This window comes from Methylobacterium sp. WL116 (assembly GCF_008039455.1).
Taxonomy (GTDB): Bacteria; Pseudomonadota; Alphaproteobacteria; order Rhizobiales; family Beijerinckiaceae; genus Methylobacterium.
This window is the reverse complement of the sequence record NZ_VRUV01000036.1, coordinates 1-18,673: the sequence shown is the minus strand read 5'-3', so window position 1 is coordinate 18,673 and position 18,673 is coordinate 1. Positions and strand designations below refer to the sequence as shown.

The 18,673-nt window shown below is 67.4% G+C and carries 32 protein-coding genes and 1 pseudogene; 32 read left to right on the top strand and 1 reads right to left on the bottom strand.

The window, feature by feature from the left end; genetic code table 11:
* The 32 genes and pseudogenes from FV223_RS05570 to rplQ all read left to right on the top strand — a co-directional run.
* Nucleotides 1-124, top strand: a pseudogene (locus FV223_RS05570) (elongation factor Tu); the annotation flags it as partial.
* A gap of 127 nt (nt 125-251) precedes the next feature.
* A complete protein-coding gene (gene rpsJ / locus FV223_RS05565) occupies nt 252-560 on the top strand; it encodes a 30S ribosomal protein S10 (protein WP_018044230.1) in 309 nt (102 codons plus the stop codon).
* Between the two features lie 50 nt (nt 561-610).
* The gene (rplC, locus tag FV223_RS05560; RefSeq protein WP_147725867.1) at nt 611-1,345 is read left to right on the top strand and encodes a 50S ribosomal protein L3; all 735 of its coding nucleotides are present in this window, start codon (nt 611-613) and stop codon (nt 1,343-1,345) included.
* Nucleotides 1,345-1,965: a 50S ribosomal protein L4 gene (gene rplD / locus FV223_RS05555; protein WP_147725866.1), complete on the top strand. Its 621-nt coding sequence runs from the start codon at nt 1,345-1,347 to the stop codon at nt 1,963-1,965. The genes rplC and rplD overlap by 1 nt, the downstream gene beginning before the upstream one ends.
* Nucleotides 1,962-2,258 carry a 50S ribosomal protein L23 gene (locus FV223_RS05550; protein WP_147725865.1) on the top strand — a complete coding sequence of 99 codons (297 nt, stop codon included), beginning with the start codon at nt 1,962-1,964 and terminating at the stop codon, nt 2,256-2,258. Before rplD ends, FV223_RS05550 begins: the two co-directional genes overlap by 4 nt.
* A gap of 26 nt (nt 2,259-2,284) precedes the next feature.
* On the top strand, nt 2,285-3,121 hold the full coding sequence (gene rplB / locus FV223_RS05545) for a 50S ribosomal protein L2 (protein WP_147725864.1): 837 nt from the start codon (nt 2,285-2,287) through the stop codon (nt 3,119-3,121).
* Between the two features lie 5 nt (nt 3,122-3,126).
* The gene (gene rpsS / locus FV223_RS05540) at nt 3,127-3,405 is read left to right on the top strand and encodes a 30S ribosomal protein S19 (protein ID WP_147725863.1); all 279 of its coding nucleotides are present in this window, start codon (nt 3,127-3,129) and stop codon (nt 3,403-3,405) included.
* 1 nt (nt 3,406) lies between these two features.
* Complete coding sequence (rplV, locus tag FV223_RS05535) at nt 3,407-3,793, top strand: 50S ribosomal protein L22 (RefSeq protein ID WP_147725862.1); 387 nt, start codon at nt 3,407-3,409, stop codon at nt 3,791-3,793.
* A gap of 10 nt (nt 3,794-3,803) precedes the next feature.
* Nucleotides 3,804-4,544, top strand: coding sequence for a 30S ribosomal protein S3 (gene rpsC / locus FV223_RS05530; protein ID WP_147725861.1), 741 nt, complete (start codon nt 3,804-3,806; stop codon nt 4,542-4,544).
* Between the two features lie 47 nt (nt 4,545-4,591).
* Nucleotides 4,592-5,005 carry a 50S ribosomal protein L16 gene (rplP, locus tag FV223_RS05525; protein ID WP_147725860.1) on the top strand — a complete coding sequence of 138 codons (414 nt, stop codon included), beginning with the start codon at nt 4,592-4,594 and terminating at the stop codon, nt 5,003-5,005.
* Between the two features lie 13 nt (nt 5,006-5,018).
* On the top strand, nt 5,019-5,234 hold the full coding sequence (rpmC, locus tag FV223_RS05520; protein ID WP_147725859.1) for a 50S ribosomal protein L29: 216 nt from the start codon (nt 5,019-5,021) through the stop codon (nt 5,232-5,234).
* Nucleotides 5,235-5,245: 11 nt separating this feature from the next.
* Entirely contained in the window at nt 5,246-5,509 is a 264-nt protein-coding gene (rpsQ, locus tag FV223_RS05515) for a 30S ribosomal protein S17 (protein WP_147725858.1), read from the top strand.
* 244 nt (nt 5,510-5,753) lie between these two features.
* Nucleotides 5,754-6,107 (top strand): hypothetical protein, encoded by a 354-nt coding sequence (locus tag FV223_RS31540; RefSeq protein ID WP_246689611.1) that lies wholly within the window; start codon nt 5,754-5,756, stop codon nt 6,105-6,107.
* A 15-nt stretch (nt 6,108-6,122) separates the two neighbouring features.
* A complete protein-coding gene (locus tag FV223_RS05510; protein WP_246689612.1) occupies nt 6,123-7,148 on the top strand; it encodes an ATP-binding protein in 1,026 nt (341 codons plus the stop codon).
* Nucleotides 7,149-7,412: 264 nt separating this feature from the next.
* On the top strand, nt 7,413-7,781 hold the full coding sequence (rplN, locus tag FV223_RS05505; RefSeq protein WP_147725857.1) for a 50S ribosomal protein L14: 369 nt from the start codon (nt 7,413-7,415) through the stop codon (nt 7,779-7,781).
* On the top strand, nt 7,781-8,095 hold the full coding sequence (gene rplX / locus FV223_RS05500) for a 50S ribosomal protein L24 (RefSeq protein ID WP_147725856.1): 315 nt from the start codon (nt 7,781-7,783) through the stop codon (nt 8,093-8,095). The genes rplN and rplX overlap by 1 nt, the downstream gene beginning before the upstream one ends.
* Nucleotides 8,088-8,654 carry a 50S ribosomal protein L5 gene (rplE, locus tag FV223_RS05495; RefSeq protein ID WP_147725855.1) on the top strand — a complete coding sequence of 189 codons (567 nt, stop codon included), beginning with the start codon at nt 8,088-8,090 and terminating at the stop codon, nt 8,652-8,654. The genes rplX and rplE overlap by 8 nt, the downstream gene beginning before the upstream one ends.
* Nucleotides 8,655-8,697: 43 nt before the next feature.
* A complete protein-coding gene (gene rpsN / locus FV223_RS05490; RefSeq protein ID WP_147725854.1) occupies nt 8,698-9,003 on the top strand; it encodes a 30S ribosomal protein S14 in 306 nt (101 codons plus the stop codon).
* 10 nt (nt 9,004-9,013) lie between these two features.
* Nucleotides 9,014-9,409 (top strand): 30S ribosomal protein S8, encoded by a 396-nt coding sequence (gene rpsH, locus FV223_RS05485; protein ID WP_147725853.1) that lies wholly within the window; start codon nt 9,014-9,016, stop codon nt 9,407-9,409.
* 23 nt (nt 9,410-9,432) lie between these two features.
* The gene (gene rplF / locus FV223_RS05480; protein WP_147725852.1) at nt 9,433-9,966 is read left to right on the top strand and encodes a 50S ribosomal protein L6; all 534 of its coding nucleotides are present in this window, start codon (nt 9,433-9,435) and stop codon (nt 9,964-9,966) included.
* Between the two features lie 12 nt (nt 9,967-9,978).
* A complete protein-coding gene (gene rplR, locus FV223_RS05475; protein WP_147725851.1) occupies nt 9,979-10,341 on the top strand; it encodes a 50S ribosomal protein L18 in 363 nt (120 codons plus the stop codon).
* Nucleotides 10,342-10,437: 96 nt separating this feature from the next.
* On the top strand, nt 10,438-11,025 hold the full coding sequence (gene rpsE, locus FV223_RS05470; RefSeq protein ID WP_147725850.1) for a 30S ribosomal protein S5: 588 nt from the start codon (nt 10,438-10,440) through the stop codon (nt 11,023-11,025).
* Nucleotides 11,026-11,037: 12 nt separating this feature from the next.
* The gene (gene rpmD, locus FV223_RS05465) at nt 11,038-11,229 is read left to right on the top strand and encodes a 50S ribosomal protein L30 (RefSeq protein ID WP_147725849.1); all 192 of its coding nucleotides are present in this window, start codon (nt 11,038-11,040) and stop codon (nt 11,227-11,229) included.
* A 10-nt stretch (nt 11,230-11,239) separates the two neighbouring features.
* The gene (rplO, locus tag FV223_RS05460; RefSeq protein ID WP_147725848.1) at nt 11,240-11,764 is read left to right on the top strand and encodes a 50S ribosomal protein L15; all 525 of its coding nucleotides are present in this window, start codon (nt 11,240-11,242) and stop codon (nt 11,762-11,764) included.
* 137 nt (nt 11,765-11,901) lie between these two features.
* Nucleotides 11,902-13,245: a preprotein translocase subunit SecY gene (gene secY / locus FV223_RS05455; protein ID WP_147725847.1), complete on the top strand. Its 1,344-nt coding sequence runs from the start codon at nt 11,902-11,904 to the stop codon at nt 13,243-13,245.
* Nucleotides 13,246-13,424: 179 nt separating this feature from the next.
* On the top strand, nt 13,425-14,027 hold the full coding sequence (locus tag FV223_RS05450; protein WP_147725846.1) for an adenylate kinase: 603 nt from the start codon (nt 13,425-13,427) through the stop codon (nt 14,025-14,027).
* Between the two features lie 26 nt (nt 14,028-14,053).
* The gene (locus FV223_RS05445) at nt 14,054-14,284 is read left to right on the top strand and encodes a hypothetical protein (protein WP_243932372.1); all 231 of its coding nucleotides are present in this window, start codon (nt 14,054-14,056) and stop codon (nt 14,282-14,284) included.
* Nucleotides 14,285-14,588: 304 nt separating this feature from the next.
* Nucleotides 14,589-14,957, top strand: a complete 369-nt coding sequence (gene rpsM, locus FV223_RS05440) for a 30S ribosomal protein S13 (RefSeq protein ID WP_147725844.1) — start codon at nt 14,589-14,591, stop codon at nt 14,955-14,957.
* A 172-nt stretch (nt 14,958-15,129) separates the two neighbouring features.
* Nucleotides 15,130-15,519 carry a 30S ribosomal protein S11 gene (rpsK, locus tag FV223_RS05435; protein ID WP_147725843.1) on the top strand — a complete coding sequence of 130 codons (390 nt, stop codon included), beginning with the start codon at nt 15,130-15,132 and terminating at the stop codon, nt 15,517-15,519.
* A gap of 17 nt (nt 15,520-15,536) precedes the next feature.
* On the top strand, nt 15,537-16,409 hold the full coding sequence (locus tag FV223_RS05430; protein ID WP_147725842.1) for an MBL fold metallo-hydrolase: 873 nt from the start codon (nt 15,537-15,539) through the stop codon (nt 16,407-16,409).
* A gap of 104 nt (nt 16,410-16,513) precedes the next feature.
* Complete coding sequence (locus tag FV223_RS05425) at nt 16,514-17,533, top strand: DNA-directed RNA polymerase subunit alpha (protein WP_147725841.1); 1,020 nt, start codon at nt 16,514-16,516, stop codon at nt 17,531-17,533.
* A 150-nt stretch (nt 17,534-17,683) separates the two neighbouring features.
* Nucleotides 17,684-18,100: a 50S ribosomal protein L17 gene (gene rplQ, locus FV223_RS05420; protein ID WP_147725840.1), complete on the top strand. Its 417-nt coding sequence runs from the start codon at nt 17,684-17,686 to the stop codon at nt 18,098-18,100.
* A gap of 194 nt (nt 18,101-18,294) precedes the next feature.
* Here rplQ and FV223_RS05415 read toward each other — a convergent pair.
* Nucleotides 18,295-18,673, bottom strand: a 379-nt coding sequence (locus FV223_RS05415; protein WP_147725839.1) for a response regulator, incomplete at its 5' end; no start/stop codon positions are given.

The window sequence follows — 18,673 nt, the reverse complement described above, 5'->3', positions numbered from 1 at the left end:
CGACAACGTGACCATGGACGTCACGCTGATCGTGCCGGTGGCCATGGAGGAGAAGCTGCGCTTCGCCATCCGCGAGGGCGGCCGAACCGTCGGCGCCGGCGTCGTCGCCGCCATCAACGCGTAGTCGTCAGACAGATCGGCCCTTCGTCTCCCGGGACGAAGGGCCGGTGCCCGGACACAGCATCCGTCAGGGGACGATTGAGGGAAGGGCCCTCGCGCCCGCCCAACACGTTTCCGTCGAGGTTTAGGTCATGAACGGTCAAAACATCCGCATCCGCCTGAAGGCGTTCGATCATCGCATCCTGGATGCGTCCACCCGCGAGATCGTCTCCACCGCCAAGCGGACCGGCGCGACCATCCGCGGCCCGATCCCGCTGCCGACCCATATCGAGAAGTTCACGGTCAACCGCTCGCCGCACATCGACAAGAAGTCGCGCGAGCAGTTCGAGATGCGCACCCACAAGCGCGTGCTCGATATCGTCGATCCGACCCCCCAGACCGTGGACGCGCTGATGAAGCTCGACCTCGCCGCTGGCGTGGACGTGGAGATTAAGCTCTAAGCCCCGCCGGGTTTAGAGCTTACCGTTTCATCGCGCGAGGGAGACACCTTATGCGCTCAGGCGTCATTGCACAGAAGGTCGGCATGACCCGGATCTTCACGGAAGCGGGGGAACACGTTCCCTGCACCGTGCTCAAGATCGAACAATGCCAGGTGGTCGCCCACCGCACCGTCGAGAAGAACGGCTACGTCGCCGTCCAGCTCGGCGTCGGCAAGGCGAAGGTCAAGAACGTCTCGGCCGCCGAGCGTGGCCGCTTCGCGGTCGCCAAGGTCGAGCCGAAGCAAAAGATCGCCGAGTTCCGCGTGTCCGAGGACGCGCTGATCCCGGTGGGCGCCGAGATCACGGCCGATCACTTCATCCCGGGCCAGTTCGTCGACGTGACGGGCACGACCACGGGTAAGGGGTTCGCCGGCGGCATCAAGCGCTGGAACTTCGGCGGTCTGCGCGCCACCCACGGCGTGTCGATCTCGCACCGCTCGATCGGTTCGACCGGCGGCCGTCAGGATCCGGGCAAGACCTTCAAGAACAAGAAGATGCCCGGTCACATGGGCGTCGACCGCGTCACCACGCAGAACCTGCGCGTCGTCCGCACGGACGTCGAGCGCGGCCTGATCCTGGTCGAGGGTGCGGTTCCCGGCGTCGCCGGCGGCTGGATCCAGATCCGGGACGCGGTGAAGCGCAAGCTTCCGGCCGAAGTTCCCCAGCCCGGCAAGTTCCGTGAGAACGGCGCGTCGGCTGCCCCGCAATCCGCCCCCGAGGCGCCCGCTGCCGAGGAGAACGCGTGATGAAGCTCGATATCACCACCCTCGACGGCGCCGGCGCCGGCTCGGTGGAGCTCGACGAGGCCATCTTCGGCCTCGAGCCCCGCGCCGACCTGCTCCAGCGCATGGTGCGCTGGCAGCTCGCCAAGCGTCGTGCCGGCACCCACGCCGTGCAGAACCGCTCGGACGTAAACCGGACCCGCAAGAAGCTGTACAAGCAGAAGGGCACCGGCAACGCGCGTCACGGCGCAGCCTCGGCTCCGCAGTTCCGCGGCGGCGGCCGTGCGTTCGGCCCGGTCGTCCGCGACCACGGCCACGACCTTCCCAAGAAGGTCCGTGCCCTGGCCCTGCGTCACGCCCTGTCGGCCAAGGCCAAGGCCTCGACCCTCATCGTTGTCGACGACATCAAGATCGAGGACCACAAGACCAAGGGTCTCATCGAGCGCTTCGGTAAGATGGGTCTCTCGAGCGCGCTGATCATCGGCGGCGCCGAGGTCGACGAGAACTTCGGCCGCGCCGCCCGCAACATCCCGATGATCGACGTGCTGCCCGTGCAGGGCATCAACGTCTACGACATCCTGCGCCGCGACACGCTCGTGCTGACCCGCGCCGCGATCGACGCGCTGGAGGAGCGTTTCAAATGAGTGCCGATCCGCGCCACTACGACATCATCGTCTCCCCGGTCATTACCGAGAAGGCGACGAACCTCACCGAGCAGAACAAGGTCGTCTTCCGGGTCGCTCCGAAGGCCACCAAGCCGCAGATCAAGGAAGCGGTCGAGAAGCTGTTCGACGTCAAGGTCACGGCGGTGAACACCCTCGTGACCAAGGGCAAGAAGAAGATCTTCCGCGGCATGCGCGGACAGCGTTCGGACGTGAAGAAAGCGGTCGTGACCCTCGCCGAAGGTGACACGATCGACGTCACGACCGGCCTCTGACATAGACCGGGTAGGGATTTAAGCCGATGGCCTTGAAGACATTCAAACCGGTCACGCCGAGCCTGCGCCAGCTCGTGCTGGTCGACCGCCGTGAGCTCTACAAGGGCAAGCCGGTGAAGGCGCTGACCGAGGGCAAGTCGTCCTCGGGCGGCCGCAACAACCTCGGGCGGATCACCGTCCGCTTCCGCGGCGGCGGTCACAAGCGCTCGCTCCGTCTCGTCGACTTCAAGCGTCGGTCGCAGCCGGGCGTGTCGGCGACCGTCGAGCGGATCGAGTACGATCCGAACCGCACGGCGTTCATCGCGCTGATCAACTACCCGGACGGCAAGCAGAGCTATATCATCGCTCCGCAGCGCCTTCAGCCGGGCGACAAGGTGGTCTCGGGCGAGGGCGTCGACATCAAGCCGGGCAATGCCGGGCCGATCGGCGGCATGCCGGTGGGCACGATCGTGCACAACATCGAGCTGAAGATTGCCAAGGGCGGCGCCGTCGCCCGCTCCGCCGGCAACTACGCTCAGATCGTCGGGCGCGACCAGGGCTACGTGACGCTCCGCCTGAACTCCGGCGAGCAGCGCCTGGTCCACGGCCAGTGCTACGCGACGGTGGGTGCGGTCTCGAACCCGGACCACATGAACATCTCGCTCGGCAAGGCCGGGCGCAACCGGTGGCTCGGCAAGCGTCCGCACGTCCGCGGCGTGGCCATGAACCCGGTCGACCACCCGCACGGCGGCGGCGAGGGACGCACCTCGGGCGGCCGTAACCCGGTGACGCCCTGGGGCGTGCCGACCAAGGGGAAGAAGACCCGCTCGAACAAGCGGACCGACGTCTTCATCCTGTCCAGCCGCCACAACCGCAAGAAGTAACCATCATGGCACGCTCACTCTGGAAGGGGCCGTTCGTCGACGGCTACCTCTTCAAGAAGGCCGAGGCGGCTCGCGGGTCGAGCCGGAACGAGGTCATCAAGATCTGGAGCCGTCGCTCCACCATCCTGCCGCAGTTCATCGGGCTCACCTTCGGTGTGCACAATGGGCAGAAGCACATCCCGGTCTACGTCTCCGAGGAAATGGTCGGTCACAAGTTCGGCGAGTTCTCGCCGACCCGCACCTTCCACGGCCACGCGGCCGACAAGAAGGCGAAGAGGCGCTGACATGGGCAAGCAAGCCACCCCCCGCGCGCTGCCCGAGAACGAGGCCAAGGCCGTGGCACGGATGCTCCGTGTCTCGCCCCAGAAGCTCAACCTCGTCGCGCAGATGATCCGCGGCAAGAAGGTCGAGTCGGCGCTCGCCGACCTCGAGTTCTCCCGCAAGCGCATCTCGACCGAGGTCAAAAAGTGCCTCGAGAGCGCGATCGCCAACGCTGAGAACAACCACGACCTGGACGTCGACGACCTCGTCGTCACCCAGGCCTTCGTGGGCAAGGCGCTGGTCCTGAAGCGCTTCCACGCCCGCGCCCGCGGCCGCGGCGCGCGCATCCTGAAGCCTTTCTCGAACCTCACCATCGTGGTTCGCGAAGTCCGCACCGCCGAAGCGGCCTGAGGAGAATCTGATGGGTCAGAAAGTCAACCCGATCGGTCTCCGGCTCGGCATCAACCGGACCTGGGATTCCCGCTGGTTCGCCGGCAAGACCGAATACGTCAAGCTGATGCACGAGGACGTCGCGATCCGCGCCGCCCTCATGAAGCAGCTCAAGCAGGCGGCGGTCTCCAAGATCGTCATCGAGCGCCCGCACCGGAAGTGCCGCGTCACCATCCACTCGGGCCGTCCGGGCGTGGTGATCGGCAAGAAGGGTGCCGACATCGAGAAGCTGCGCAAGCTGGTCAACACGATGACCAAGGCCGACGTGACCATCAACATCGTCGAGGTCCGGAAGCCCGAGATCGACGCCGTGCTGGTGGCCGACTCGATCGCGCAGCAGCTCGAGCGCCGCGTCGCCTTCCGTCGCGCCATGAAGCGCGCCGTGCAATCGGCGATGCGCCTCGGGGCCGAGGGCATCCGGATCAACTGCTCCGGCCGTCTCGGCGGCGCCGAGATCGCCCGCCAGGAATGGTACCGCGAGGGCCGCGTGCCCCTGCATACGCTGCGCGCTGACGTCGACTACGGCACGGCCACCGCGTTCACGACCTACGGAACGTGCGGCATCAAGGTCTGGGTGTTCAAGGGCGAGATCCTCGAGCACGACCCGATGGCGCAGGATAAGAAGGCGCAGGAAGAGGGCGGCCGTTCGGGCGGTCGTCGCGAGCGCGATGGCGAGGGTGACCGCGGTCGCGGTCGCCGCGATCACGCCTAAGCGCGATCGTCGGACCCCCGAGCCAAGGAAGGTGTTGAGAGGCTGCCATGTTGCAACCCAAGAAGACCCGGTTTCGTAAGCAGTTCAAAGGTCGCATCTCCGGTGCGGCCAAGGGCGGCTTCGACCTGAATTTCGGCCAGTTCGGCCTGAAGGCGGTGGAGCCCGAGCGCATCACCGCGCGCCAGATCGAGGCGGCCCGCCGCGCGATCACCCGTGAGATGAAGCGTCAAGGCCGGGTCTGGATCCGGATCTTCCCCGACGTTCCGGTCACGTCGAAGCCGACCGAAGTCCGCATGGGCTCCGGCAAGGGCGCGCCCGAGTACTGGGCTGCCCGCGTCCACCCGGGCCGCATCATGTTCGAGGTAGACGGTGTCGCCGAGGACATCGCGAAGGAGGCGCTCCGCCTGGGCGCCGCCAAGCTGCCCATCCGCACGCGCGTCGTGCAACGCATCGCCGACTAAAGGGAGGCAGATCATGAAGTCGTCACAGAGACAGTCGGATCTCGCCGCCCTGTCGCCGGACCAGTTGAGCGACGAACTGCTGAACCTCAAGAAGGAGCAGTTCAACCTGCGCTTCCAGGGGGCCACCGGCCAGCTCGAGAACGTCGCCCGCGTCCGCGAAGTCCGTCGCGACATCGCCCGCGTCCGCACCCTGCAGCGTCAGAAGACGCTGCAGGCGACGTCGGCCTGAGGAGTTTCATCATGCCGAAGCGCGTATTGCAGGGCGTCGTCGTCAGCGACAAGGGCGAGAAGACCATCGTCGTGAAGGTGGAGCGCCGCTTCACCCACCCGGTGATGAAGAAGACCGTTCGCCGCTCGAAGAACTACCATGCCCACGACGAGGCGAACGCCGCTAAGGTCGGGGCCACGGTGTTCATCGAGGAGTGCCGGCCCTTCTCCAAGACCAAGACCTGGAAGCTCGTCGAGGGCGAAGCCGCCTCGGCCGAGGCTCCCGCGGCCGCCTGATCGTCTTGGACGGACCATGAGACGGGCGCAGGATTCTGCGCCCGTTTTTTCGTGTCCGCAGCATCGGCGATGCGGATGCTCTTCAGCCCGACCCTTCGACGGTCCCTGCGTTGGCGGCGCTCATGCCGCCGATGCCGGTTCTCGGCTGCGGGTCGCACAGACCGGTGGCGCTTTTCCCGTCTCATCGCACATGCCTCATGAGGGCCAGCCGTCGCGCTTCGGCGACGGGGGACGCCTCCTTGGAATGAGGGTGGGCTGCATGTGGGCAAATGCCAATCACGCCTGGGAAGCCTTCGTCGGCTTCTTCGGCGCCGAGGACGTCAAGGGGATCGTCAGCTCGAGGCGCCAGTTCGGTGTTCACCTCCTGCCGGACCTGCAGGCGGCGATCCTTACGCTGGTGACGCCGCACGCCCCGGTCCTGCTGGGGGTGCACCAGCCCTATGATCACCGTCCTCTCACGATCTCCGCTCTGCTGGTCCGAAGCGGCGATGCTGTCGTCGCGCTCACGCCGTTGCAGTATCGCGACGTTGATGTCGGGGAGACCGACCCGTTTCCGGCCCTGAACACCGGCCTGTGGCTGTTCCGCGTCGCCGACTAGCCGGTCGCCGTGTTCATGTCCCAATACAGTACTTTTCAAGAGGGGACGTTCGCCCAGGTCGAGGTCGCCACGCTCCCGGGACCGGAGTCGCAGGCCTTCGCGCGCGATTTCCTGGGGGCGGTTCAGGAGGCGAGCGCCAACTCGGCGCTGTATCGCGGCAAGGTTCTCTCCTTCGAGAGCGGATCCAACTATTCGGGCATGCGCGCGGGCATGTCCGTTCACAAGTTGTCGCCGGTGGCGCACGAGGCGGTCATCCTCGACGACGCGACGATGGGGCGCCTGGATCGGCACATCTTCGCCTTCGACCGGCATCGCGCCGGCCTGCGCCGCCTCGGGCAATCCGTCCGAAAGGGCCTGCTCCTCTACGGGCCACCCGGCACCGGCAAGACCCATCTGATCCGGTATGTCGCGTCGAACCTTCCAGACCGGACCACGATCCTGATCACGGCGGAACAGGTCCAGTACCTGACCCGGTACATGCTGATCGCGCGCACCCTCCAGCCGAGCATCGTCGTCCTCGAAGACGTCGATCTGGTCGGCCGGTCGCGGGAGGGCATGAACAGCCCGAAGACGGAGGTCCTGCTGAACCGGCTGCTCAACGAGATGGACGGTCTGGGCGACGATGCGAGCATCCTCTTCCTCCTGACCACCAACCGGCCCGAGGAGATCGAGGACGCGCTCGCTTCACGTCCGGGACGCGTCGACGAGGCGATCGAGATCGCGAATCCCGACGCCGCCTGCCGGGCGCGGCTGATCGCCCTCTACGGAGGCGCCCTGCAATTCGAGGAGGGCGCCATCGACGACGCGGTCGCGCTGTCGGAGGGAGCGAGCGCGGCCTTCGTCAAGGAGATGGTGCGCCGCCTGGCCCAGGCGTCGCTCTCGCTGGGAAGCGCCGAGATCCTGGACCGTGCCATGGTCGCGGCCGTCTTTGGCGAGGCCGCGGAGAACGGAAACCGGATCGGCCGCCGAATCATCGGTCTGTCGAATGCTCCGAAGCGCGCCGGGCGTGCCGGCGCCCCACCCCTCGACGGCTGCCACTAGGATCTGGAGCTCGGCACGGATTAGGCCGGGGCCGGCACGGAAAGTCTTGCGCCTCTGCGCCCCGTGGTGTAGTGGGCACCCCTTCGCGACATGTGAGAGGGGTGTTCGCGCCCTTCGTACGCGGTGACCGCGCCGGCGCTGGATAAGCGCCGATAGCGCGGTCTGTCATATGAGCCGGGGACATCAGATCCCCATCGGGCGTCGTCCGCCGGGCAATACCGCCCGTGTGCGGAAACCCGCCTGAAACAAGGAAAGGTCACTCCTGTGATCCAGATGCAGACGAATCTGGACGTCGCCGACAACTCGGGTGCGCGTCGCGTGATGTGCATCAAGGTGCTGGGCGGGTCGAAGCGGCGCTATGCCGGCGTGGGCGACATCATCGTCGTGTCCATCAAGGAGGCGATCCCGCGCGGCCGCGTCAAGAAGGGCGACGTCATGAAGGCGGTGGTCGTGCGGACCGCCAAGGAAGTGAAGCGTCCCGACGGTTCGGTGATCCGCTTCGACAAGAACGCGGCCGTGCTGATCAACAATCAGAAGGAGCCGATCGGGACCCGCATCTTCGGGCCGGTGCCGCGCGAGCTGCGCGCCCGCAACCACATGAAGATCATCTCGCTGGCTCCGGAGGTGCTGTGATGGCAGCCAAGATCAAGAAGGGCGACACCGTCGTCGTCCTCACCGGTCGCGATTCTGGTCGCTCCGGCGAGGTCATCCAGGTGATGCCGAAGGACGACAAGGCGCTCGTCCGCGGGATCAACCTGGTCAAGAAGCACCAGAAGCAGAGCCAGAACCAGGAAGGCGGCATCATCTCGAAGGAGGCCGCGATCCAGCTATCGAACCTCGCGTTGCAGGACTCGAACGGCAAGCCGACCCGCGTGGGTTTCCGCATCCTCGAAGACGGCCGCAAGGTCCGCTTCGCCAAGACCACGGGGGATCAGATCGATGGCTGAGGCCAACAAGGACGCCTACGTCCCGCGCCTGCGCGCCCACTACGACGAGGTCATCCGCCAGAAGCTCATCGAGCAGTTCGGCTACAAGAACCCGATGCAGGTTCCGCGGATCGACAAGATCGTCATCAACATGGGCGTCGGCGAGTCCACCGCGGACTCGAAGAAGGCCACCGTCGCCGCCGGCGACCTTGCGCTGATCGCCGGCCAGAAGCCGGTCATCACCAAGGCCCGCAAGCCGATCGCGACCTTCAAGGTCCGCGAGGGCATGCCGATCGGCTGCAAGGTCACCCTGCGCCGCCAGAAGATGTACGAGTTCATGGATCGCCTCGTCACGATCGCGCTGCCACGCGTCCGCGACTTCCGCGGCCTGAACCCGAAGTCGTTCGACGGCCGCGGCAACTACGCGCTCGGCCTCAAGGAGCACCTCGTGTTCCCGGAGATCTCGTACGATAAGGCTGAGCAGACCTGGGGCATGGACATCGTCGTCGCCACCACCGCCACCACCGACGAGGAAGCCCGCGCTCTCCTCGCCGCCTTCCAATTCCCGTTCCGGCAGTAGGCGTCCCTCGGGATACCTAGACGCGGACACCGGAGGATAGACAATGGCAAAGAAGAGTTCAGTCGAACAGAACAACCACCGGAAGGAGCTGGTCAAGCGCTTCGCTGCGAAGCGCCAGGCCCTGCTCGCGACCGCCAACGACGAGTCCCTCGAGATGGAGGAGCGCTTCGAGGCGCGCCTCAAGCTCGCGGAGCTTCCCCGCAACTCGTCGCCGACCCGCGTGCGCAACCGGTGCGAGATCACCGGCCGGCCGCGCGCCTATTACCGCAAGATGGGCGTCTCGCGTATCGCGCTGCGCGAGCTCGGGAACCGGGGCCTGATCCCGGGCCTCGTCAAGTCGAGCTGGTAAGGAGGCACCCATGGTCAACGATCCCGTGGGCGATATGCTCACCCGCATCCGCAACGGCCAGATGCGCCGTCGCAACGTCGTCTCGACGCCCGGCTCGCGCCTCCGCGCGAACGTCCTGAACGTGCTGAAGTCGGAAGGCTACATCCGCGACTTCGCGACCACCGAACTCGGCAACGGCCGGACGGAGTTCGCGATCGAGCTGAAGTACTACGACGGCCAGCCCGTCATCCGCTCGATCCAGCGCGTGTCGAAGCCCGGCCGCCGCGTCTACTCGGCCGTCGGCGATCTGCCGCGCGTCGCCGACGGTCTCGGCGTCACCATCGTGTCCACCCCGCAGGGCGTCATGGCCGACCACGAGGCGCGCGAGCGCAACGTCGGCGGCGAAGTGCTCTGCAAGGTGTTCTGATCCCCGGATAAGGAGAGAGGCAGATGTCTCGCGTAGGCAAGAAGCCCGTCCCCGTTCCGGCCGGCGTCACCGCGTCGGTCACGGGTCAGACGGTGAAGATGAAGGGCTCGAAGGGCGAGCTGCAGTTCGTGGTTCCCTCGCTGGTCGATGTGGCGCTCGAGGACGGCGCGATCACGGTGACCCCGAAGGACCAGTCCAAGGCGGCGCGTTCGCTCTGGGGCACCTCGCGGGCCCAGGTCGCGAACCTCGTCGAGGGCGTGTCCAAGGGCTTCGAGAAGAAGCTCGAGATCACCGGCGTCGGCTATCGCGCCGCGATGGCTGGCAAGGCGCTCAAGCTCTCGCTCGGGTACAGCCACGACATCGAGTACCAGATCCCGGCCGGCATCACGATCGTGACGCCGAAGCCGACGGAGATCACGATCTCCGGCATAGACCGCCAAGTCGTCGGCCAGGTCGCCGCGGAGATCCGCGACTACCGCGGTCCCGAGCCCTACAAGGGCAAGGGCGTGAAGTACGCCGGCGAGTTCATCTTCCGCAAGGAAGGCAAGAAGAAGTAAGGGGGCTGAGACATGTCACGCAAACTCGAAGCCCTCGATCGCCGCAAGGCGCGGGTGCGCCGGGCGCTCCGCGCCTCCGCCAACGGCCGGCCGCGCCTGTCGGTGTTCCGCTCGTCGAAGCAGATCTACGTTCAGGTCATCGATGATGCGGCGGGCGTCACGCTCGCCGCCGCCTCGTCGATCGACAAGGGCCTGCGCGCCGACCTGAAGACCGGCGCCGACGTCGCCGCCGCATCGGCGGTGGGCAAGCTCGTCGCCGAGCGCGCCAAGGCCGCCGGCGTCTCGAAGGTCGTGTTCGACCGCTCGGGCTACCAGTACCACGGCCGGATCAAGGCTCTGGCCGAAGCCGCCCGCAAGGGTGGCCTCGACTTCTAAATCTCGGCGGTGCGGAGGCGGCGTGTCCGCCTCCGGCGATGACGATTCAAGCGAGCGGGCCCGCCGCCCGCGCCAGTGAGATGAAACGGAAGCAACATGGCACGTGAACGTGAAGGCGGTGGCCGCGGCCGCCGCGACGACCGCGAGGAGCGCGACAGCGAGTTCGTGGACAAGCTCGTCCACATCAACCGCGTCGCCAAGGTGGTGAAGGGCGGCCGTCGCTTCGGCTTCGCCGCGCTCGTCGTCGTCGGCGACCAGAAGGGTCGCGTCGGCTTCGGCCACGGCAAGGCCCGCGAAGTCCCGGAGGCGATCCGCAAGGCGACAGAAGCCGCCAAGCGCGGCCTTGTCCGCATCTCGCTCCGCGAGGGCCGGACGCTGCACCACGACGTGCAGGGCCGTCACGGCGCCGGCAAGGTGATCCTCCGCGCGGCTCCGCAGGGCACCGGCATCATCGCCGGCGGCCCGATGCGCGCCGTGTTCGAGACGCTCGGCATGCAGGACGTCGTGGCCAAGAGCCTTGGCTCCTCGAACCCCTACAACCTCGTGCGCGCCACCTTCGAGGCGCTGAAGAACGAGGACAGCCCGCGCTCGGTCGCCGGTCGTCGCGGTCTCAAGGTGTCCACGCTCCAGGCGCGGCGCACCGATTCGGACCCGTCCGACCAGTCCGAAGCCGCAGTCGCGTAAGGGGAGGGCAGCATGGCTAGCAAGACTGTCCGCGTGGAGCAGATCGGTTCCCCGATCCGCCGCGAGGCCTCCCAGCGCCAGACGCTGGTGGGCCTGAAGCTGAACAAGCTTCACCGTGTCTCCGAGCTCGAGGACACCCCCGCCGTTCGCGGCATGATCCGAAAGGTCGCGCACCTCGTGCGCGTCCTCGACGACGCGGCTTGAGGAGGGCGCGATGAAGCTCAACGAGATCCGCGACAACGAAGGCGCAACCAAGAACCGGATGCGCGTCGGCCGAGGCATCGGCTCCGGCAAGGGCAAGACCGCAGGGCGCGGCGTGAAGGGTCAGAAGGCCCGGACCGGCGTGGCCATCAAGGGCTTCGAGGGCGGCCAGATGCCGCTTCACCGTCGTCTGCCGAAGCGCGGCTTCAACAACCTCTACTCGACCGACCTCAACGAGGTGAATCTCGGCCGGGTGCAGCAGGCGATCGACGCCGGCAAGCTCGACAAGGCCGCGACCGTGACGGTCGAGGCCCTCGTGCAGGCCGGGATCATCGCCCGTCCCCGCGACGGCGTGAAGCTGCTCGGCGTCGGCGAGCTGACCGCGAAGGTCGCCTTCGAGGTGACCCGCGCGTCGAAGTCGGCGGTCGAGGCGGTCGAGAAGGCCGGCGGCAGCGTCGTCGTCGCCTACGGCGCCGGCGTCTCGGTCCGCGGCAAGGGTGGCAAGGACTTGGGCGACAAGGGCGAAGCGACCGCCTGAGCGCGGTTGCCTCGCCGGGAGCGACCCCTTAAGTCGAAGCTTCGAGCGGCGGCCCGTGCGACCTCGCATGCGGCCGCCGCTCCCGTTTTCAGGGATGCCCCGCGGCTCCCTCGTGACCCATCATCAGGACACAGGCCATGGCCTCAGCCGCCGAGCAGCTCGCCGCGAACCTCAATTTCGGTGCCATCGCGAAGGCGGATGAGCTCAAGAAGCGCATCTGGTTCACCCTCGGCGCGCTCGTGGTGTTCCGGCTCGGGACCTACATCCCGATCCCGGGCATTGACCCGGAACAGTTCGCGCGCAACTTCCAGCAGCAGGCCGGCGGCGTGCTCGGGCTGTTCAACATGTTCTCCGGCGGTGCCGTCGAGCGCATGGCGATCTTCGCGCTCAACATCATGCCGTACATCTCGGCCTCGATCATCATCCAGCTGCTCACCTCGGTGATCCCGAGCCTCGAGACGCTGAAGAAGGAGGGCGAGTCCGGCCGCAAGGTCATCAACCAGTACACCCGCTACCTCACGGTGGTGCTGGCGCTGGTCCAGTCCTGGGGCATCGCCGTCGGCCTCCAGGGGTCGAGCGCCGCGATCGATCCCGGCCCGTTCTTCCTCGCCTCGACCGTGATCACGCTCACCGGCGGCACGCTGTTCCTGATGTGGATCGGCGAGCAGATCACCTCGCGCGGCATCGGCAATGGCTCGTCGCTGATCATCTTCGCCGGCATCGTCGCCCACCTGCCGACCGCCATCATCGGTGCGCTCGAGCTGTCGCGCACCGGCGCGCTGTCCTCGGCGGTGATCCTGGGCGTCGGCGTCGCCGCGATCGGCCTCGTCTACTTCATCGTGTTCATGGAGCGCGCCCAGCGCCGGCTGCTGATCAACTATCCCAAGCGCCAGGTCGGCAACCGGATGTACGAGGGCCAGACCTCGTTCCTTCCCTTGAAGCTCAACACCTCGGGCGTGATCCCGCCGATCTTCGCCTCGTCGCTCCTGCTGCTGCCGGCCACCGTGGCGAGCTTCTCGGCCAACCAGGGCACCGGCGTGCTGGCGACGGTCACGACCTATCTCGGCCACGGCCGTCCGCTCTACATGGCGCTCTACGCCGCGCTGATCATCTTCTTCGCGTTCTTCTACACCGCGGTGGTCTTCAACCCGCAGGAGACCGCCGACAATCTGAAGAAGCATGGCGGCTTCATCCCCGGCATCCGGCCCGGCGAGCGCACCGCGGCGTTCATCGACAAGGTGCTGACGCGCATCACCCTTATCGGCGCGCTCTACCTGACCTTCGTCTGCCTGGTGCCGGAGATCATCGCCTCCTACGCCTCCGCCAGCCTTGGATTCGGCGGCACGTCGCTGCTCATCGTCGTGTCGGTGACGATGGACACCGTGGCGCAGATCCACGGGCACCTGATGGCGCACCAGTACGAGGGCCTCGTCAAGAAGGCCAAGCTGCGCGGCGCGTCGACGACCCAGCGGCGGCGCTGAGCGATACGGCTCGGCGACACGAGAGACACAATCGCCGGAATGACGAGTGGACAGCGATTTGCCCGCTCGCCCGTCCGGCGGAAGCCGCTACAAGCAACGCCGACGCGGGAACGACGCCGATACGGCGTCGCCGCGCGCCAAGAAGCCCTGAGAGACGGGCACGGACGAGGATAACGCCCATGCGGATCATTCTGCTCGGACCACCCGGCGCGGGGAAGGGGACACAGTCCGAGCGGATCGTCGCGCGATTCGGCATCCCGCAGCTTTCCACCGGCGACATGCTGCGCGCGGCCGTCGCTGCCGGAACACCGGTCGGACTCCAGGCGAAGGCAGTGATGGAGAGCGGCGGCCTCGTGTCCGACGCGATCGTCGTCGGCATCGTCGCCGACCGGATCGAGGAGGCGGATGCGCGCGGCGGGTTCATCCTCGACGGCTTTCCCCGCACCGTCGAGCAGGCCAAGGTCCTCGACGTGATGCTGGACGAGAAGGGCCTGCATCTCTCGACCGTGATCGAGTTCAAGGTCGATGAGAAGGTCCTGGTCGGCCGCATCGCCAAGCGGGCGGAGGAGACCGCCGCCCGCGGACAGCCGGTGCGGAAGGACGACACCCCCGAGGTGTTCGCCTCGCGTCTCGAGGCCTACCGGATCCAGACCGCCCCGCTCTCGGCCTATTACGAGCGCGCCGGGATGCTGCAGACCGTGGACGGCATGGCGCCGATCGACGCGGTGACGGATTCGCTGATGACGATCCTCGAATTGCATCGCGAAGGCGTGGCGTCCTGAAGCCATCCTTCCGGGGACCCATGATCATGTCGACGCATGCGGCTCGGGCGATCCTCGCAGCGCTGACCCTGACAGTCGGCGCGATGCCGATGGCGGCGTGGGCCGGCCCGGCGCAATCGTATCAGTACGAGCGGCAGACGACCGGCCGCCTGTGCAGGCCGCCGCTGAAGTTCGCGGCCGGCGCGTGCGTGCGGCGCTGCCCGGCGGGCTTTCGCGACAACGGCGGGTATTGCCGCCAGCTGAACCAGCGCTTCTGACGTCGACCCGAAGACACCCACGCCCCTGCGGTTCGCCAGGTGACGTGATGGGAACGATGCAGCGCGCCGGGCGCGCCCGCCGGGCCCGGCGCGGCGTCTTATCGTGCCGAACCGTTGACATCACCGCCGGCCCGCGCTAGCAGGCCGGTCTTCGTCTGCACAGCCGTTGGTCCGAGGTGCCCTCCAAGGGGCGGCCGCGGGCCGATTTGTCGTTGACGGGCGTGCAGGGGCCGGCCTCCACCGGACGCACGCTTTCCCACAGGACGGCCCGGGCGATCGCCCGTACGCCACATGGAGCATGACCTTGGCCCGTATCGCCGGCGTTAACATTCCGACCAACAAGCGCGTCGTCATCGCGCTCCAGTACATCCACGGCATCGGCGCGAAGAAGGCCGAGGAGATCACGGAGAAGGTCGGCATCCCGGCCGAGCGCCGCGTGAACCAGCTCACCGACGCCGAGGTGCTGCAGATCCGCGAGACGATCGATCGCGACTACCTTGTCGAGGGCGACCTTCGCCGCGACGTCTCGATGAACATCAAGCGCCTGATGGACCTCGGCTGCTACCGCGGCCTGCGCCATCGCCGCAACCTGCCGGTCCGCGGCCAGCGCACGCACACCAATGCGCGCACCCGCAAGGGCAAGTCCAAGCCGATCGCCGGCAAGAAGAAGTAAGCTTACGAATTTGGAGGCTGCGCCCGGCGCGGTCTCCCATGCATCGTGCTGGATCTCCCTCGACGGGAGCCGGCGTGACGGGGCGGCGCTCCGCGGATGTGCCGACCGAACCCATACGAGAATCCCGAGCACCTGGAATTACGGGTGCGCTTGAAGGACAGGTATCGAAAAGATGGCCAAGGAACCGACCCGCGTCCGCCGGCGCGAACGCAAGAACATCGTCTCGGGCGTGGCGCACGTCGCCGCCTCGTTCAACAACACGATGATCACCATCACCGACGCGCAGGGCAACACGATCTCGTGGTCCTCCTCGGGCGCCATGGGCTTCAAGGGCTCGCGGAAGTCGACCCCCTACGCCGCGCAGGTCGCCGCCGAGGACGCGGCCCGCAAGGCCGCCGAGCACGGCATGCGCACCCTCGAGGTCGAGGTCTCCGGGCCCGGCTCGGGCCGCGAGTCGGCGCTCCGCGCCCTCCAGGCCGCGGGCTTCACCGTGACCTCGATCCGCGACGTCACCTCGATCCCGCACAACGGCTGCCGCCCGCGCAAGCGTCGGCGCGTCTGAGGCGGACGGAGACACACGTGGCGGATACGAAGATCCTTCCCGGCGTCAAGCGCTGGAGCGTCGGTGACATCACGCTCACCGTGCTCAACGACGGCTGGTTTCAGGGCTCCCTCGATCTCGTCACGGGCATCTCGAAGGACGAGGCCGGGGCGCTGCAGCGCGCCGGCTTCCGTACGCAGGAGCCGCGGGTGATGCTCAACGCATTCCTGCTGACGGGCCCCGGCCGCAAGCCGGTGCTGATCGATTCCGGCTACGGGTCGTTCGGTCCGCCGACCATGGGTCGCGTGCCCGCAGCGCTCGCCGTCGCGGGCGTGGCGCCCGAGGCGATCGAGACCGTTCTCGTCACGCACTGCCATCCCGACCATATCGGTGGGCTGGTGGTCGACGGGAAGGCCGCCTACCCGAACGCGGAGATCGTGCTGCATTCGGACGAGGCGGCGTACTGGCTCCCCGATGCGGCGCTCGCCGCCGCACCGGACGGGGCAAAGCCGTATTTCGAGAACGCCCGCAAGGCGCTGGCACCCTATGCCGGCCGGGTGCGCGAGCAGTCCGGCGGGGAAGTCCTGCCGGGCATCACCGCGGTGCACCTGCCCGGCCATACGCCGGGCCATTGCGGTTTCCGGATCGTTTCGGGGGACAAGTCGCTCCTGGTGTTCACCGATGTGGTGCACCTGCCGGCGATCCAGTTCAAGCAACCCGAGGCTGGCGTCGGCTTCGATGTCGACGGCGACCAGGCGCGAGCGACCCGCAAGGCGATCCTCGCGGGTCTGGCGGCCGACGGGACCCGCATCGCCGGCTCGCATCTCGAATTCCCGGCCGTCGGCACCGTGACGCGGGATGGGGACGGATACCGGTTCGTGCCGGATCTCTGGGTCGCCGACGAGGCGTAGGCCCGGAGCAGTCTTTTAGGGACCGACCGACGCTGGGGGCAGCGTCGATCGGCCGAAGCGCGGACCCGGACGTCGCGGGTTCGTGCGTCAGGAGAGGTAGGATCGTGGTCATTCAGAAGAACTGGCAAGAGCTGATCAAGCCCAACAAGCTGCAGGTCTCGACCGGCGACGACCCGAAGCGGGTCGCCACCGTCGTCGCCGAGCCGTTGGAGCGCGGCTTCGGCACGACGCTCGGCAACTCGCTGCGCCGGGTGCTGCTGTCCTCCCTCCAGGGCGCGGCCGTGACCTCGGTCCAGATCGACGGCGTCCTGCATGAATTCTCCTCGATCCCGGGCGTCCGCGAGGACGTCACCGACATCGTCCTGAACATCAAGACGATCGCCATCCGCTCGCAGACCGACGCCCCGAAGCGCATGACCCTGCGCAAGACCGGCCCGGGCCTCGTCACCGCCGGCGACATCGGCACGGTCGGCGACATCCAGATCCTGAACCCCGACCTCGTGATCTGCACGCTGGACGACGGCGCCGAGATCCGGATGGAGTTCACGGTCGCCACCGGCAAGGGCTACGTGCCGGCCGAGCGCAACCGCCCCGAGGACGCGCCGATCGGCCTGATCCCGGTGGACGCGCTGTTCTCGCCGGTGACCAAGGTCAGCTACCGCATCGAGACCACCCGCGAGGGCCAGGATCTCGACAAGGATAAGCTGACGATGACCGTCGAGACCAACGGTGCGGTGTCGCCGGAGGATGCGCTGGCCTACGCGGCGCGCATCATCCAGGACCAGCTCCAGGTGTTCGTGAACTTCGAGGATCCCCGCAAGGAGGAGGCCGCCCCGCTCGCGCCACAGCTGCCCTTCAACCCGGCGCTGCTCAAGAAGGTCGACGAGCTCGAGCTTTCTGTGCGTTCGGCGAACTGCCTGAAGAACGACAACATCGTCTACATCGGCGACCTCATCCAGAAGTCCGAGGGCGAGATGCTGCGCACCCCGAACTTCGGCCGCAAGTCGCTCAACGAGATTAAGGAAGTGCTGGCCGGGATGGGTCTGCACCTCGGGATGGACATCCCCGGCTGGCCGCCGGAGAACATCGAGGACCTCGCCAAGCGCTTCGAGGAGCACTACTGAGGGCGAATGGCGAGTAGGGAGTAGCGAATAGGGGTGTCCGCAGGGCTCCCCGGTTCCGCTGCACTCTATCCGCTACTCGCTACTCCCTATTCGCCTTCAAGATGACGGTCGTACCGTGGCACGGCGACCGCAAAAACCAGGAGAGCCAACATGCGTCACGGATTCCGCGGTCGTCGTTTCAACCGCACCACCGAGCACCGCAAGGCAATGTTCGCCAACATGTCCGCCGCGCTGATCAAGCACGAGCAGATCATCACCACGCTGCCGAAGGCCAAGGACCTGCGCCCGGTCATCGAGAAGCTGATCTCGCTCGGGCGCATCGACAGCGTCCACACCCGCCGTCTCGCCATGTCGCAGATCCGCGACCACGACATGGTCAAGAAGCTCTTCACGGTGCTCGGCCCGCGCTACACGGCCCGTCCGGGCGGCTACTGCCGCATCATGAAGGCCGGCTTCCGCAAGGGCGACAACGCCCCGCTCGCCGTGATCGAGTTCGTCGACCGCGACGTCAGCGCCCGCGGCAAGGATTCGGGCCCGGTGCTCGGCGGCGAGAGCGAAGCGGCCTGATCGGCGCCTCGACAGCACGAGTTCGAAGAAGGGCGGCCGAGAGGCCGCCTTTTTCGTTGGCCCGAGGCCGTTGCGCGATGCTCGTCCCGGGACGACCGCGATGCGGCGAGCGCATACGGTCGATGCCGGCGTTTCTCGGGGACGGACGCGCTTTCGAACGCGTTTCCGTCGGGACGGACGGCCGGGCCGACGCGTCAGGTGCCGGGCGCGTCGCCCAGCAGCAAGGAGACGCGGCGGGCGAGCTCGGCCGACTGGAACGGCTTCGTCAGCACCGGCAGGTCGTGCGGGATCTCCACCGCCTCCGCGTGCCCCGTCAGGATCAGCACAGGGACCTCGGACCAGCGGCTCCGCACCTCGGCCGCCAGCTCGACGCCGGTCATGCCGGGCATCGCGAGGTCGGCGACCACGAGGTCGAAGCGGCGCTGCTCCATCAGCGCGAGCGCGGCCGCGCCGTCCGAGGCCTCGATCTCGTCGTAACCGAACCCGTTGAGGAACGAGGCGGTGACGTGCCGGACCTCGGCGTCGTCGTCCACCACCAGGATGGCCGCCGCGCGTGCCGCCGCCGGCGCGACC